The organism is Sinorhizobium medicae, assembly GCF_007827695.1.
In the GTDB taxonomy this organism is placed as follows: domain Bacteria; phylum Pseudomonadota; class Alphaproteobacteria; order Rhizobiales; family Rhizobiaceae; genus Sinorhizobium; species Sinorhizobium medicae.
Genome location: NZ_VITA01000005.1, coordinates 17,899 through 32,693 on the forward strand (window position 1 = coordinate 17,899; position 14,795 = coordinate 32,693).

The 14,795-nt window shown below is 63.0% G+C and carries 12 protein-coding genes; 7 read left to right on the forward strand and 5 right to left on the reverse strand.

The genetic code is table 11. From position 1 onward, the window contains the following. Positions 1 to 15: 15 nt before the first annotated feature. Genes FB009_RS09720 through FB009_RS09740 form a run of 5 tightly spaced genes read right to left on the reverse strand, consistent with a single transcriptional unit; the run spans position 16 to position 5,254 of the window. On the reverse strand, positions 16 to 1,089 hold the full coding sequence (locus FB009_RS09720; RefSeq protein ID WP_012067527.1) for a Gfo/Idh/MocA family protein: 1,074 nt from the start codon (positions 1,087 to 1,089) through the stop codon (positions 16 to 18). Between the two features lies 1 nt (position 1,090). After that, positions 1,091 to 2,107: a Gfo/Idh/MocA family protein gene (locus FB009_RS09725; protein WP_018209159.1), complete on the reverse strand. Its 1,017-nt coding sequence runs from the start codon at positions 2,105 to 2,107 to the stop codon at positions 1,091 to 1,093. Positions 2,108 to 2,126: 19 nt separating this feature from the next. Then, positions 2,127 to 3,014, reverse strand: a complete 888-nt coding sequence (locus FB009_RS09730) for a carbohydrate ABC transporter permease (RefSeq protein WP_012067529.1) — start codon at positions 3,012 to 3,014, stop codon at positions 2,127 to 2,129. Then, positions 3,007 to 3,963 carry a carbohydrate ABC transporter permease gene (locus FB009_RS09735; RefSeq protein WP_012067530.1) on the reverse strand — a complete coding sequence of 319 codons (957 nt, stop codon included), beginning with the start codon at positions 3,961 to 3,963 and terminating at the stop codon, positions 3,007 to 3,009. The genes FB009_RS09730 and FB009_RS09735 overlap by 8 nt, the downstream gene beginning before the upstream one ends. Positions 3,964 to 3,967: 4 nt before the next feature. Continuing rightward, the gene (locus FB009_RS09740) at positions 3,968 to 5,254 is read right to left on the reverse strand and encodes an ABC transporter substrate-binding protein (protein WP_012067531.1); all 1,287 of its coding nucleotides are present in this window, start codon (positions 5,252 to 5,254) and stop codon (positions 3,968 to 3,970) included. 188 nt (positions 5,255 to 5,442) lie between these two features. Here FB009_RS09740 and FB009_RS09745 point away from each other — a divergent pair, with 188 nt between their 5' ends. The 7 genes from FB009_RS09745 to FB009_RS09775 all read left to right on the forward strand — a co-directional run bounded on the left by FB009_RS09745 (position 5,443) and on the right by FB009_RS09775 (position 14,602). Continuing rightward, positions 5,443 to 6,120 carry a TetR/AcrR family transcriptional regulator gene (locus FB009_RS09745; protein ID WP_012067532.1) on the forward strand — a complete coding sequence of 226 codons (678 nt, stop codon included), beginning with the start codon at positions 5,443 to 5,445 and terminating at the stop codon, positions 6,118 to 6,120. A 123-nt stretch (positions 6,121 to 6,243) separates the two neighbouring features. Then, positions 6,244 to 7,392, forward strand: coding sequence for a Gfo/Idh/MocA family protein (locus tag FB009_RS09750; RefSeq protein WP_012067533.1), 1,149 nt, complete (start codon positions 6,244 to 6,246; stop codon positions 7,390 to 7,392). A gap of 3 nt (positions 7,393 to 7,395) precedes the next feature. Continuing rightward, a complete protein-coding gene (locus tag FB009_RS09755; protein WP_012067534.1) occupies positions 7,396 to 8,559 on the forward strand; it encodes a dihydrodipicolinate synthase family protein in 1,164 nt (387 codons plus the stop codon). Between the two features lie 9 nt (positions 8,560 to 8,568). Then, a complete protein-coding gene (locus FB009_RS09760) occupies positions 8,569 to 9,990 on the forward strand; it encodes an enolase C-terminal domain-like protein (RefSeq protein ID WP_012067535.1) in 1,422 nt (473 codons plus the stop codon). 19 nt (positions 9,991 to 10,009) lie between these two features. Then, entirely contained in the window at positions 10,010 to 10,843 is an 834-nt protein-coding gene (locus FB009_RS09765) for a sugar phosphate isomerase/epimerase family protein (protein ID WP_012067536.1), read from the forward strand. Between the two features lie 155 nt (positions 10,844 to 10,998). After that, on the forward strand, positions 10,999 to 12,288 hold the full coding sequence (locus tag FB009_RS09770) for a Gfo/Idh/MocA family protein (RefSeq protein WP_012067537.1): 1,290 nt from the start codon (positions 10,999 to 11,001) through the stop codon (positions 12,286 to 12,288). Between the two features lie 79 nt (positions 12,289 to 12,367). After that, positions 12,368 to 14,602 (forward strand): heavy metal translocating P-type ATPase, encoded by a 2,235-nt coding sequence (locus tag FB009_RS09775; RefSeq protein ID WP_012067538.1) that lies wholly within the window; start codon positions 12,368 to 12,370, stop codon positions 14,600 to 14,602. The last annotated feature ends 193 nt before the right edge of the window (positions 14,603 to 14,795 follow it).

Here is a 14,795-nt window from a genome sequence, read left to right on the forward strand (position 1 = left end):
TCCTCCCCTGCGGCCCTATCGGGTAATCGCTCGCCAATCGGCATATTTCGGACTTTCCGGCCCAAGCGGTAGTTCTATTTCTCGACCGGTATCTGCGGACTGATAGATCGCCGTCACCAGTTCCAGCGCGCGACGCGCATCCTGCGTCGTCACCGGCAGCGGCGCTTTTCCGCCCAGGAAATCGTGGAAATGTGCCATCTGCGTCGTGAATCGCGGCGAGACCGGACGCCAGTCGCCGATCACATCGTCGATCCGGGCCTGGACTTCGCTATTGGCCGCGATGATCTTCCACGGGTCTTTACCGGGCGCGTAGGGTTCGTGGCTGCTTTCGAAAGTCACGTTTTCGAAATGCAGCCTGAGCCGGCTGATCTGTTCCTGCGAGCCGAGCGTGCAGGAGAGTGAAACGAAGGCGCCGTTCTTCATCAGCAGGCTCGCGGAGGCGCAATCCTCGACTTCTATGTCGTTGACGCGCGTCGCGACCCGGCCGAACACGCGCGCCACCGGGCCGAGAAGGTGCAGCATCATGTCATGCAGGTGCAGCGCATGGGTGACGAGCACACCGCCGAGCTCCGTTGCCCATTTGCCCCGCCAGGGCACGGAATAATATTCCGGCGTGCGCAGCCAGAAAGTTTCGACCGAGCCGACATAGGGCTTTCCGGCAATGCCCGCATCGATGATGCGTTTTGCTTTCTCGATGCCGTCGCCGTAGCGATACTGGAAAATCGGCATCAGCACGCCGCTTGCCTGCTTCTCGGCTTCCATGATCGCATCGACGCCCTTGAGCGATCCGGTCAGCGGCTTCTCGCAGATCACGTGCTTGCCGGCGGCGAGAGCCGCGAGCACCTGTTCGAGGTGGATGCCGGGTGGGGTGCAGATGTCGATGATGTCGATGCCGTCGTCGGCAAGCAGTTCGTCGAAGGACCGCGTCCGCTGTTCGATGCCGAATTCGTCGCCGACCTCGTTCATCCGTTCCTCGTTGAGATCGCAAAGTGCCTGGACGCGGAACCTGTCCGGGTGCGGCTGATAGCCCTCGACAATGTGCGAACGCCCGATGCCGCAGCCGATGATGGCAACTGTCTTCACGCTCATGTCAGTTCCTGCCTCCGTTCAGCTCGGCGATCGCCTGCGCTTGAAGCGCGAGTTCCATGGCTTTGAAGCAGCGCTCCTGCTGCATCGCGGTTTCGGTACGGTCCCTGAGGTCGGCCAGGAAGAGGCGGCCGAACGGCAGGTCGACGCCGGAGCAATCGATATGTTCGACGCCCTTGCGGTCGGCGATAAGCAGGTGGTTGCCGCCCTGGCGTCCGGCGAGATCGACCGTCTTGCGCACCTCGATCGTACCTGACGTGCCGACGATGAAGAGGCGGCCGTCGCCCCAGGTCGGCATTCCATCCGGGGTCAGCCAGTTTACATGGATCATGCCGGTCGCCTGCCCGGTCGTAAGATGGATGCTCCCCGTATCCTGCAGTTCCGGAGCGTCGGGAACGCTCCGATTGCCGACACTTGCCGAAAGAACCGTGGCGTCGCTCGCGCCGGTGAAGAACAGAAACTGCTCGCACTGGTGCGAGGCGATATCGGTCAGGATGCCGCCGTAATCGGCGCGCCGGAAAAACCAGCCGGGCCGCGACTCGCGCCGCAGCCGGTGCGGCCCGAGACCGACGACGTGCACCACATCGCCGATCGCGCCTTCAGCGACGAGCTCGCCGGCCTTGACCGTTGCCGGGCTTTCGAAATGCTCCGAATAAAGAATGGAGAAGATGCGGCCCGTATCGGCCTGGACCCGGCGCAGTTTCGCGAGCTGGTCGAAGCTTGTCATGCCCGGCTTGTCGGTGAGCACATCCTTGCCGTTTTGCATGGCGCGGATCGCCAGTTCTGCGCGCTGGCTCGAAACGGCGGCGGTGACGATGAGGCCGATGCTCTCGTCTTCAAGGATTTCCTCCAGCGTCGCGATGCGCGGCGCATCCCCGTAGGCGCCGGAGAATTCCGCGGCGAGCGCATTGTCCTCTTCGTGGTAGCCGGCGAGGCGGGCGCCCGCTCGCAGCAGGCAATTGACCTGGCCGTAGATATGGTTGTGATTGAGCCCAACGGCGGCGAAGCGCAGTTCGTCCATGATGATTTGGCTCCGTCGCTCAGCGCTTCATGCCGGTGGTGGCGATGCCCTCGATCAGAAGGCGCTGGAAGAACAGGAAGAAAAAGAACACCGGTACCAGCGAGAGCGTCGACATCGCGAAGAGCCCGCCCCAGTCGGAGGTGCTGCTCGAGTCGACGAAGGTCCGCAGGCCAAGCTGGATCGTGTAGCTGTTCATGTCGTTCAGGTAGATCAGCGGGCCGAAGAAATCGTCCCAGGTCCAGATGAAGGAGAAGATCGCGGCTGTCGCCAGGACAGGAAGCGACAGCGGCAGCATGATCTTCCAGTAGATGCGCCAGGCGCCGCAACCGTCCATCATCGCCGCCTCGTCGAGTTCGCGCGGGATTCCGCGGAAGAACTGCACCATCAGGAAGATGAAGAAGGCGTCGCTGGCGAGGAACTTCGGCACGACCAGCGGCAGGAAGGTGTTCACCCAGCCGAGATCGAGGAAGAGCACATATTGGGGAATGAGCGTCACATGATAGGGGACCATCATCGTGCCGAGCATGATCGCGAACCAGAAATTTCGCCCGGCAAAGCGCAGCCGCGCGAAGGCATAGGCCGCGAGCGAGCAGGCGACGACATTGCCGATGACGGTCAGGACGGCAATGACGAGCGAGTTCCAGAAGAACCGGCCGAAGCTGACGTCCAACCCGAACCAGCCGCGCAGATAGGAGGAGAAATCGACCGATGAAGGCGAGAGCGAGGTCGAGGCGAAGATCTCGTCCTCCGGCCGCACCGAGGCCGAAATCATCCAGAGCAGCGGATAGATCATGGCGATGGAGGCGGCGATCAGGGCGGCGTGAACGAGAGCCGATCCGATAGGGCCGCGGCGACCGGGCGGGGCCGGTGGCGGGGCGGTTACCAAGCTCATGGTCGCGTCAGTCATCGTAATGCACCCAGTAGCGGGAGGTGAGGAACGAGAAGGCCGTGAACAGGCCGATGATCAGCACGAGAATCCAGGCAAGCGCTGAGGCGTAGCCCATGCGGAAATTACCGAAGGCTTCCTGGTAGAGATAAAGCGTGTAGAACAGAGTCGAATTGATCGGTCCGCCGGTGCCGCCGGAAATGATGAAGGCGGGTGTGAAAGCCTTGAAGGCGTCGATCGTCTGGACAACCGCGTTGAAGAAGATGACCGGTGTGAGAAGCGGCAGCGTGATCTTGTAGAATTGACGGAACTTCGACGCTCCATCGAGGCTCGCCGCCTCGTACATGTCCGTCGGGATCTGCCGAAGACCCGCTAGGAAGATGATCATCGGCGACCCGAATTGCCAGACGCTCAAGACCACGAGTGTCCATATCGAGTAGTCCGGATGCGAGATCCAGCTCGGCCCCTCGATGCCGAACCGTGCGAGCAGGCTGTTGATCAGGCCGTCGCCGGCGAAGAGCTGCCGCCAGAGCACGGCGATCGCGACGCTGCCTCCAAGCAGCGAAGGCAGGTAGAAGATCGCCCGATAGACGGTGAGCCCTCGGACGCCGCGGTCGAGAAGGATCGCGACGAGCAGCGCAAAAGCGAGCTTGAAGGGCACCGAAAGGACCACATAGAGGAAGGTCACCTTGACGGCGGCGGCGAATTTTGGGTCGGCCGTCGCGATGCGCGCGTAATTGGCCGTGCCGACCCATTCCGGCGCCCGTATCAGGTCGAAATTGGTGAAGGAGAGATAGAGCGAGGCGATGGCAGGCCCGAGCGTCAGGCCGAAGAAGCCTATGAGCCACGGCAACAGGAACATGTAGCCGGCGCCGTGCCTGGCCCAGATTCTTGCCAGGCGGCCCTGTGCGGCCGGGCGCGAAGGAGCGCCCGTGCCGACGGTGACAGCGGTGTCCTGCACGGCCGCCATCCTCCTAACCCCGCGCGAGAATTTGGCTGACTTCGTTCACCAGCGTCTCGCCGCCCTGCTTGGCATCGAGCTGACCGAAGCCCACCTGTTCGGCGACGTTGCGCAGTGCGAATTCCGCCTCGCCGGCACCGCTCGGCGGGGGTGGCGGCAGTTCGCCGGCAAGGGGACCGAGGCCGGAGACATAGTCGAGCATGGCGCGGCCGAGCTCGTCGAGCGTCGGCGCGAGAGCCTCGCGCACGGCGGACGATTCCGGTACGCCGCGCTCGACGCCGAGGATTTCTGCGGCCTTCGGATCCTTGACGAAGAAGTTGACATATTTGGCGCCGAGTTCCGGGTCCTTCGTCTGAGCCGCGACCGAGAAGAACATCGACGGCTTGCGGTAATGGCCGCCCTTCGAATCCTTGCTGATCAACGGGTGGCTGCGGAGCGCCAGCTTGTCCTTGCTGACGCCCTGATAGGCGACGAACTGGTTGGAATGCGCAAAGGAGGCGGCCGACTTGCCGAGCGACAGCGGGCTCGTCTCCACGGTGTACTGGTCGAGCGCCTGCACGTCCGGCGGAACGCACGCCTTGGCCTCGCGCATGTTCTGCCACATGGTAAACCATTCTGCCGCATCATTGGCATCGTAACCGATCTTGCCTTCGGCGGTGAAGAGCGCCTTGCCGCGCTGGCGAAGCCAGTTTTCGAGCAGCGGCTCGACGGCACTGCCATCGGAAAGGCCGTAGAACCCCTTGCGCTTGCCCGCCTGGGTGATCTCAGCGCCGATCTTTGCCATCTCTTCCCAGGTGGTGGATGGGCTCGGCAGGTCGACTCCGGCTTCCTCGAAAGCGGCGGCGTTGACCATCATCGCTGCCGAGTTGGCGCCGAGGCTGATGCCGTAGAGCTTGCCGTCGACGCTGCCGCCCTTGATCTGCACCTGGTCGAAATCCTCGACCTTGAGCACGGAGCCGAGATAGTCGTCGAGCGGCGCGAGCGCGCCGCGCCGGGCATATTCGACGATGTAGCGATAGTCCATCTGTATGATGTCGGGTGCGTTACGGCCGGCGACCTGCGTCGCGAGCCGAGGCCAGTAATCGCTCCAGCCGAGAAATTCGCCGTTGATGGCGACACCCGCATTCTGCTCCTGGAAGAGCTGGTTGACCTTGTTGGTCCGGTCGGCCCGGGCCTGAGAGCCCCACCAGAGCACGCGCAGCCGCGCCTCCTGCGCAAGGGCGCTCCTTGCCATCGCCGACATCGAAAGAAGTGCCGCCCCACCCGCGAGTACACTTCGCCTGCTGATTTTATGCGTCATCTGTTCCTCCTCCCTTCGGAACGCCTCCACAACGTTCCGGCTTGCAACAAATAACTATTTGGTTACAAGTTATGGACAAGCAATGATCCTGTCAAGCAGTTGTGTGCGGAACTATCATTGACTTGTAAAATATTTTAACAAAGTTGCACCGAGTGCCGTCTGAGGCAAGAGGTTCCGGAGGCTGCGTGATGGAGAAGATGCAAGGCGGGGCGAAAGGCAGAAACGGGGCTGCAGGCCGTGCGGAGCGGCCTCTGCAGCGCGATCCCGAGCGCACGCGCGCCTCGATCCTCGCCGCCGCGACCCAGGAGTTTGCCGAAAATGGCATAGGTGGCGCGCGTGTGGACGCCATTGCCGAGCGTGCGGGCATCAACAAGCGGATGCTCTATCACTACTTCGGCGACAAGGAGCAGCTTTACCTTGCGGTCCTGGAAGAGGCTTACGTGGGCATCAGAACGGCCGAGAAATCCCTTAACCTCAGTGACTTGGAGCCTGAGCAGGGAATTGCCGAGCTCGCCATGTTCACCTGGGGCTACTTCCTGGAGCATCCGGAATTTCTCAGTCTTCTCGGCACCGAGAACCTGCATCGGGCGCGCTGGCTGCGCCAATCGACGCGCCTCAAGGAATTGCATTCGAGCTTTATCGACAAGCTGTCCGACCTTCTCCAGCGCGGCAGGAAGGAGGGGCTCTTCCGGCCGGATGTCGACCCGCTGAACCTTTATCTGACGATCGCCGCCCTGGGCTATTTCTACCTTTCCAATCAGTACACGCTGTCGACGATCTTTGGCCGCGACCTCATGGACAAGAGCAATCTCGACGTCTGGAAGCGCCATATCGTCCACGTCACGCTGGCGTCCATCCGAGGCTGATCCAAGCGCTTGTCGTTTTTTTTGTTGACAAGTGCGATTCTCCTCTGCCACAAAGTAACCGATTAGTTACTGGCTTGGGAGGGCTGGTTCTCTCCCCTCACGGGCACCTCAGGGAGGAAGCGCATGCCGCGTTTGGGAATCATTCTGCACGGCGTTACCGGCCGGATGGGTTACAATCAGCATCTGGTGCGATCGGTTCTGGCCATCCGCGATCAAGGCGGGATAATGCTCAAATCCGGCGGACGGCTGGAGATCGATCCGATTATCGTCGGGCGCAATCGCGACAAGATCGAGCAACTGGCGAAGCGGCATGATATCGCGCGCTGGTCGACGGACCTCGATGCGGCACTTGCCGATCCGAACGATCAGATCTTCTTCGATGCGGGCACGACGCTGATGCGCGCAGAACTCATCGGCCGCGCTCTCGACGCAGGCAAGCATGTCTATTGCGAGAAGCCGGTCTCCGACGATCTCAGGACCGCCGTCAAACTGGCGCGCAAGGCACGCGCCTCCGGCCTCAAGCACGGCGTCGTGCAGGACAAGCTGTTTCTGCCGGGCCTTCAGAAGTTGGCTCTGCTCAGGGATTCAGGCTTCTTCGGCAAGATCCTCTCGGTGCGCGGGGAGTTCGGCTATTGGGTGTTCGAAGGCGATTGGGGCGTTCCGGCCCAGCGGCCTTCCTGGAACTACCGAAAGAAGGACGGCGGCGGCATCATCCTCGACATGCTCTGCCACTGGCGCTACGTGCTCGACAATCTTTTCGGCGAGGTGAAGGCGGTCTCATGCCTCGGCGCCACCCATATCTCAAGCCGCATCGACGAGCAGGGCCGCGCCTATGACTGCGACACTGACGATGCGGCCTATGCCACTTTCGAACTCGAAGGCGGCGTGATCGCGCAGATCAATTCCTCCTGGACGGTCCGGGTGCGCCGTGACGATCTCGTCACCTTCCAGGTCGATGGAACGCACGGTTCCGCCGTGGCGGGGCTGACGAAGTGCTGGACGCAGCACCGCGTCAATACGCCGAAGCCGGTCTGGAACCCGGATCAGCCGCAGACGATCGATTTCTACGAGACCTGGGACGAAGTTCCGGACACGCAAGCCTTCGACAACGGCTTCAAGGCGCAATGGGAAATGTTCCTGCGCCACGTAGCCGAGGACAGCCCATGGCCCTACGGGCTGGAGGCTGGCGCCAAGGGCGTGCAGCTCGCCGAACTGGGCTTGAAATCCTGGGCGGAGCGCCGCTGGCTCGACGTTCCGGAACTGGAGTTCTGAGAGATGGCAAGCATCAGTCTTCCCGTCGGCGGTCGGCTCCTTCCCTACGAACTCACCGGCCGGCCGGTGCCGTTGAAGGGGCGCGATGCGGCTGCCTTTCCGAGGGTCGCTTTCGCCGCCGCCCATGTCGTCGCCGACCCGCTTGCCGACAATGATCCCTGGGTGACGCCGGCAATCGACTGGGAGCGTACGCTTGCCTTTCGCCATCGCCTCTGGGATCTCGGGCTCGGTGTCGCCGAATCGATGGACACGGCCCAGCGCGGCATGGGTCTCGGCTGGCCTGAGGCACGCGAACTCATCGGCCGCTCGCTCAGCGAGGCGCGCGGCCGTTCCGGCGCGCTGATAGCCTGCGGCGCGGGAACCGATCATCTGGTCCCGGGGCCCAACGTCACGATCGACGAAATCCTCAGGGCTTATGAGAGTCAGATCGAGACGATCGAGGCCGAAGGCGGCCGCATCATCCTGATGGCGAGCCGGGCGCTTGCTGCCGCGGCAAAGGGGCCGGAGGACTATTTCCGGGTCTACGACCGCATTCTCTCGCAGGTGAAGGAGCCGGTGATCATCCACTGGCTCGGTGAGATGTTCGATCCGGCGCTCGAAGGCTATTGGGGCAATGCCGACCATATGGCGGCGATGAAGACCTGCCTCGACGTCATCGAGGCGCATGCCGCCAAGGTCGACGGCATCAAGATTTCACTCCTTTCCAAGAAGAAGGAGATCGTGATGCGACGGCAATTGCCGAAGGGCGTGCGCATGTACACCGGGGACGATTTCAACTATGCCGAGCTGATTTCCGGCGACGAGGAAGGGTATTCGGACGCACTGCTCGGCATCTTCGATGCGATCGCGCCGGTTGCTTCGGCTGCGCTGGAAGCGCTGGGCGGCGGGCGAAATGGGGAATTCTTCGAATTGCTGGATCCGACGGTGCCGCTCTCGCGCCACATCTTCAAGGCACCGACGCGCTTCTACAAGACCGGTGTCGTGTTTCTGGCCTATCTCAACGGCCTTCAGGACCATTTCGCCATGATCGGCGGACAGCAGAGCGCCCGGTCGCTCGTCCATCTCGCCGAGCTTTTCCGTCTGGCGGACAGAGCCGGCGTTCTCCAGGATCCGGAGCTGGCCGCCGGGCGCATGCGGCGCGTCCTCGCCGTCAACGGCGTCGCGTGAGGCCCCGGCATGACGGAAGCCCCGCGCGTCCGGCTTGTCGGCGCTGAGATTTTCGAGCGGCCGGTCGAGTTCCGTTTCCCTTTCCGCTTCGGGGCGGCGCGCGTTACGAACGCGCCGCAGGCCTTCGTTCGGGTGCGGGTGGAGGATGCGAGCGGCCGATCCACCATCGGTAGGTCCGCCGAGATGATGATGCCGAAATGGTTCGACAAGAATCCGAGCCTTTCGCCGGAAGATAATGTCGGGCAGCTTCGCGCGTCTTTGCGTCTGGCCGCCGAAGGGTTGAAATCCTTGCAGGCGGAGACCGCTTTCGGCCTGCATGTTGCCGCAGAGACCGAACACCACCAGGCGGCGGCAACGCATGGCCTGCCGCCTCTCGTCGCATCCTACGGCCTGGCGCTCCTTGACCGCGCCATCCTTGATGCGGTGTGCCGCATGATGGGAGCATGCGCCGCCGAAGCGGTCAGAAACAACCTGCTCGGCGTCAGCGGCGTCGCCGCGCCGGATCTCGCCGGTTTCGACCTCACGCGCTTCCTCTCGCGTCTAAACGTTTCGTCGCGGCTCGCCGTGCGGCACACGATCGGACTTGCGGACGTTCTGACTGTGGCCGATCTCGGCGCGATGCAGCGGCCGGCGGACGGTCTTCCTCAAACGCTCGAAGATGTGATCGCCGCCTATGGTCACAGGTATTTCAAGATCAAGGTTTCCGGCAGGCCGGCAGAAGATATCGAGCGCCTCGTCGCCATCGCGGCCATACTCGATGACCGTGTCGGCGATTACAGGGCGACACTCGACGGCAATGAACAGTTCGAGAATATCGACCTGGTCTGCGATCTTCTCGATCGGATCGAAGAAGAGCCGCGTCTCAAGCGACTCCGGGCGTCGATGCTCTTTTTTGAACAGCCGATCGCGCGTGCAGAGGCGCTGTCGAAGCCGGTCGTCGCCGCCGCGCAACGGATGCCCCTGGAAATCGACGAGTCCGACGGCGACATGGGTGCGTTTCTCCGGGCTCGTGAGCTTGGTTATGCCGGCATCTCCTCGAAGTCATGCAAGGGCTTCTATCGGGCACTCATCAATCGCGCCCGGGTGGAAAAGTGGAACGCCGAGGCGGGCTCATCCCATTATTTCATGTCCGCCGAGGACCTGACGACGCAAGCGGGTTTGGCCCTGCAGCAGGATCTGGTGCTGGCATCACTTGTCGGCGCCGGTCACGTCGAGCGCAACGGTCACCATTATGTCGACGGAATGGCGGGGGCACCCGAGGGCGAGCAATTGGCCTATCTGTCGCATCACGGCGATCTATACGAAGGCGCCGCCGGGCAGACGCGGCTCGCCATACAGGCGGGTGAAATCACCTTTGCAACAGCCTTGCGATCCGTCGGCCTCGGCTCATCCGTCGACCCGGACTGGGCCGCGATGAGGCCCGTTTCGTGAAGAATGCGAGGAGAGTACCATGCAGGTCGAAGGCCTTTCCATCAATCTGGCGACCATCCGGGAGCAATGCGGCTTCGCCGAAGCCGTGGATGTCTGTCTGAAGCATGGCATCACGGCCATTGCTCCCTGGCGCGACCAGGTGGCGGCGATCGGCCTTGAAGAGGCCTCGCGCATCGTCCGCTCCAACGGGCTGAAGCTGACGGGGCTCTGCCGCGGAGGCTTTTTTCCGGCGCCGGATGCGGCGGGCCGGGAGAAGGCGATCGACGACAACAAGCGCGCAGTCGACGAGGCAGCGGAGCTCGGCGCCGATTGCCTGGTGCTGGTCGTCGGCGGGCTGCCGGGCGGCTCGAAGAACATCGACGCGGCCCGCAGCATGGTTCTGGAAGGGATTGCTGCGGTGCTGCCGCATGCCCGCGCGGCCGGCGTGCCGCTGGCGATCGAGCCGCTGCATCCGATGTATGCTGCCGACCGCGCCTGCGTGAACACGCTCGGCCAGGCGCTCGACATCTGCGAGGCCCTTGGCCCCGGCGTCGGCGCTGCGATCGACGTCTATCACGTCTGGTGGGATCCTGATCTGAACGAACAGATAGCGCGGGCAGGCCGAATGAAGGCGATACTCGCTCACCACATCTGCGATTGGCTGGTTCCGACGAAGGACATGCTTACCGATCGCGGGATGATGGGCGACGGCGTCATCGACCTTAAGGCGATCCGCCGGGAGGTCGAGGCGGCCGGCTTCCACGGGGCGCAGGAGGTCGAGATTTTCTCCGCCGACAACTGGTGGAAACGCCCGGCCGAAGAGGTGATCGCGACTTGTGTGGAACGTTATCGGAGCTGCTGCCGAGATGATTGACCTCGCCTGTTGTTCTTACAAGTCGGCAGCAGTTCACCCGGCAATCGCATTGACTTTCGCCAAGTCCGATCTCAAACATGTATGATAAATTTACATGTAAGTACCGCTGCCGCGGAGAGCGGCGTCACCCCGAAACAGAATTGCACGAGGGAATGATGGACAACAAGCGTCGCTTTGCGCTGGTCGGCACCGGCAATCGCGGAACCACCATGTGGGGCAAGGATCTTCTCGCCGGATGGCGCGGACTTGTCGACCTCGTCGCCATTGCGGACACCAACTCGCTCAGGGCCGAGCGCGCCCGGACGATGATCGCAACCAATGCGCCGATCTATGACAGTGTCGATTCGATGCTTGCCGAAACGCGCCCCGATCTCGTCATAGTCTGTACGCCTGACGATACGCATGACGACATCGTCGTGCGTGCGCTCGAATCGGGTGCCGACGTCATCACCGAAAAACCGATGTCGACCACGGTTGAGAAGATCCGGCGGATTCTCGAAGCCGAGAAGCGCACCGGCCGACGGGTGGATGTGTCCTTCAACTACCGTTTTGCGCCGACGGCGGCACGCATAAAGGAACTCCTGAACGCCGGTGAGATCGGCCGCATCACCTCCGTAGACTTCCATTGGTATCTGGATACAAGGCACGGCGCCGATTATTTCCGCCGCTGGCATGCCTATGCGGAACGCTCGGGAAGCCTTTTCGTGCACAAGGCGACCCACCATTTCGACCTCCTGAACTGGTATCTGGACAGCGATCCGGACTCCGTCGGTGCCTTTGCCGACCTGCAGATGTACGGCCGCAAGGGACCGTTTCGCGGGCCGCGCTGCAAGCTCTGTCCCCACAAGAGCGAGTGCGACTTCTATCTCGACCTCGAAGCCGATCCGTTTCTCGACGCGCTCTACGAGGAACCCTCCGAAATCGACGGCTATTTCCGCGACGGTTGCGTCTTTCGAGAGGACATCGACATACCGGACACGATGGTTGCGAATATCCGGTATCGCAACGACGTCCACGTTTCCTATTCGCTCAACACCTTCCAGCCGATCGAGGGCCACCACATCGCCTTCAACGGAACGAAGGGCAGGATAGAGCTTCGCCAGTACGAAGATCAGCCGTGGGAGGCGCCGCCGGAAGACGTAATCCTGCTCGTCCGCAATTTCCCCAAGGGCAAGGCTGCGGTGGAGCGCATCACGGTTCCGCATTCCGCCGGCGGCCACTACGGCGGCGACGATAGACTTCGAAATACGCTCTTCAAGCCGGGCGCGACCGATCCTTTGGGGCAGCGCGCAGGGGCCCGGGCGGGTGCCATGTCCGTGCTTTGCGGCATTGCCGCTCTGGAGAGCGCCCGCAAGGGCAAGGTTGTGCGGCTTGCCGATTTAATGCCGGAATTGTTCGTGGAGGAGACGCAGGCGGTAAGCAGGCTTGCGGCGAATGGCGCATAGAACGCCAGCAAACTTTTTTCCTCTTGAACCTCTAGTCGCTAGAGGAGTTAGCCTGCTCTTGGTTTCGAAGGAGCAGATAATGACAGGCATATTTCGGGAAACGAGATTCCGGGTCGAGGGAATGGATTGCGCATCCTGCGCGGCGAAGATCGACACGGCCGTCAGGCGGGTGTCTGGCGTCGAGGACGTCAACGTGTCGGTGGCTGCGGGAACGATGACGGTACGGCATGCGGCGCGCGACGATGTCGGTGCGCAGGTGATGCGCAAAGTCGGCGGTCTCGGCTACAGGCTGTCGCCGCTTCGCGGCGAGAGGGACCGGCAGGATGCCGGCGAGGGTGTTTGCTGCGGGCACGACCATTCGGTGAACGAAGCTTCGCACCGCCACGATCATGGCGATGATAAGGTTCTGCCGGCAGCCGCCAGGACTGCCGGTGCCACAGCGCCATTGCAGTGGTGGCAGACGGCAAAAGGCAAGCTCACGCTCGCCTGCGGCCTGAGCCTCGCTGCGGCCTATGTTATCGGCACATTCGTTCCTGCCAGCGATCCCTGGATTTTCACGCTTGCGATGCTTGTCGGCCTGATGCCGATCGCAAGACGGGCATTCATGGCTGCGATCTCCGGCACTCCTTTCTCGATCGAGATGCTGATGACCATTGCGGCTGCCGGTGCCGTTTTCATCGGTGCCGGCGAGGAAGCGGCCATGGTCGTCTTTCTCTTCCTGATAGGTGAACTGCTCGAGGGCGTTGCCGCGGGCAAGGCGCGGGCGAGCATCCAGTCGCTTTCGGCACTGGTGCCGAAATCGGCGCTTCTCGAGGAGAACGGCCGGACGGTTGAGGTTCCCGCAGAGAGCCTGGCGCCTGGCGCTGTCGTTCTCGTCCGCCCTGGCGACCGGCTACCCGCCGATGGCGTCATCGTCGCCGGCGAGAGCAGCGTCGACGAGGCGCCGGTCACCGGCGAAAGCACGCCTGTCCTCAAGGGAGCCGGGGCGGATGTCTTTGCCGGAACGGTCAACGGCGATGGGGCGCTTCGCGTGTGTGTCACCGCCGCCGCGGCCGATAATACCATCGCGCGCGTCATTCGGCTGGTGGAGGAGGCGCAGGAGAAGAAGGCCCCGACGGAACGTTTCATCGATCGCTTCTCGCGCTACTACACGCCTGCCGTCGTGCTGGTTGCGGCCCTGGTTGCGATCGTGCCGCCGCTCTTCTTCGGCGGTCTGTGGCAGGAGTGGATCTATAAGGGCCTCGCGCTTCTCCTGATAGGCTGCCCCTGCGCGCTCGTCATTTCGACGCCGGCCGCCATTGCAGCGAGCCTCTCGGCGGGCGCGCGCCGGGGCCTTCTGATCAAGGGCGGCGCGGTCCTCGAAACCCTCGGCGGGATCACGGCCGTCGCCTTCGACAAGACCGGGACACTTACCGAAGGCAAGCCTAAGCTGACCGACATCGTCGGTTTCGGCAGATCGGAGGCAGAGGTCCTCGGCTATGCCGCTGCGCTCGAACAGGGCTCCAGCCATCCGCTGGCACGAGCCGTCCTTTGGCGGGCTGAGGCCGATGGATTAACGCCCGCTCCTGTCGAAGATGCCAGGGCCATCGGGGGCAAGGGCGTTGCCGCGTTCGCAAACGGCGTCGAGCTTTTTCTGGGCTCGCCCGAGGCGGCCGGGGAGCGGGCGCCACTGGACGCCGGGGAGAAGGCGGAGATAGAGGCATTGCAGCGGGCGGGTAAAACTGTCTCCGTTCTGATTGTCGGCGGCAAGGCGGCCGGGGCGCTTGCCATGCGCGATGAACCGCGTGCGGATGCCGCAGCGGGCCTCAGAGCGCTCGCCGAAGCCGGCCTGCGCGTGGTGATGCTTACCGGCGACAACCGTGCGACCGCCGAGGCGATTGCAGGGCGTCTCGGCGGCATAGAGGCGCATGCCGGGCTTCTTCCCGAGGACAAACAGCGCATCGTCAACAGGCTCAAGACGGAAGGATTCGTCGTGGCCAAGGTCGGCGACGGGATCAACGATGCGCCGGCGCTCGCTGCAGCGGATGTCGGGATCGCCGTCGGCGGCGGCACCGATGTTGCGCTCGAAACGGCCGACGCCGCCAGCCTCCATGCCCGCGTCTCCGACATTGCGGCAATGGTGAGGCTTTCGCGGGTGACGATGCGCAACATCCACCAGAACATCGCGATCGCACTCGGCCTGAAGGCCGTGTTCCTGGTCACGACGATCGCGGGCATAACGGGCCTCTGGCCGGCGATCCTCGCCGATACCGGGGCGACGGTGCTGGTGACGATGAATGCGCTGAGATTGCTCGCTTCGCCGGTCAAGCGTTGAAGAGGTTAAGCGTCCCCCCGACCTCCCGCGAAGAGGCCGGGGGCAGGTCCCGGCACATGCAACCCGCACGGAATTCGCTCAGCCGCTGCAATCTCCCCTGTGTATATTCGCGCTGGACTCTCACCGGCGATCCTATGAGAGTATAAGCAGATCTTCATCGCCGAGGCTTTCGCGCCTGAAAAACGATGCTAAA

Coding starts and splice junctions, on each gene's coding strand:
- FB009_RS09770 (WP_012067537.1), top strand. CDS start 10,999: ATGGACAACAAGCGTCGCTTTGCGCTGGTCGGCACCGGCAATCGCGGA.
- FB009_RS09730 (WP_012067529.1), bottom strand. CDS start 3,014: ATGACTGACGCGACCATGAGCTTGGTAACCGCCCCGCCACCGGCCCCG.
- FB009_RS09755 (WP_012067534.1), top strand. CDS start 7,396: ATGGCAAGCATCAGTCTTCCCGTCGGCGGTCGGCTCCTTCCCTACGAA.
- FB009_RS09735 (WP_012067530.1), bottom strand. CDS start 3,963: ATGGCGGCCGTGCAGGACACCGCTGTCACCGTCGGCACGGGCGCTCCT.
- FB009_RS09775 (WP_012067538.1), top strand. CDS start 12,368: ATGACAGGCATATTTCGGGAAACGAGATTCCGGGTCGAGGGAATGGAT.
- FB009_RS09760 (WP_012067535.1), top strand. CDS start 8,569: ATGACGGAAGCCCCGCGCGTCCGGCTTGTCGGCGCTGAGATTTTCGAG.
- FB009_RS09725 (WP_018209159.1), bottom strand. CDS start 2,107: ATGGACGAACTGCGCTTCGCCGCCGTTGGGCTCAATCACAACCATATC.
- FB009_RS09740 (WP_012067531.1), bottom strand. CDS start 5,254: ATGACGCATAAAATCAGCAGGCGAAGTGTACTCGCGGGTGGGGCGGCA.
- FB009_RS09765 (WP_012067536.1), top strand. CDS start 10,010: ATGCAGGTCGAAGGCCTTTCCATCAATCTGGCGACCATCCGGGAGCAA.
- FB009_RS09745 (WP_012067532.1), top strand. CDS start 5,443: ATGGAGAAGATGCAAGGCGGGGCGAAAGGCAGAAACGGGGCTGCAGGC.
- FB009_RS09720 (WP_012067527.1), bottom strand. CDS start 1,089: ATGAGCGTGAAGACAGTTGCCATCATCGGCTGCGGCATCGGGCGTTCG.
- FB009_RS09750 (WP_012067533.1), top strand. CDS start 6,244: ATGCCGCGTTTGGGAATCATTCTGCACGGCGTTACCGGCCGGATGGGT.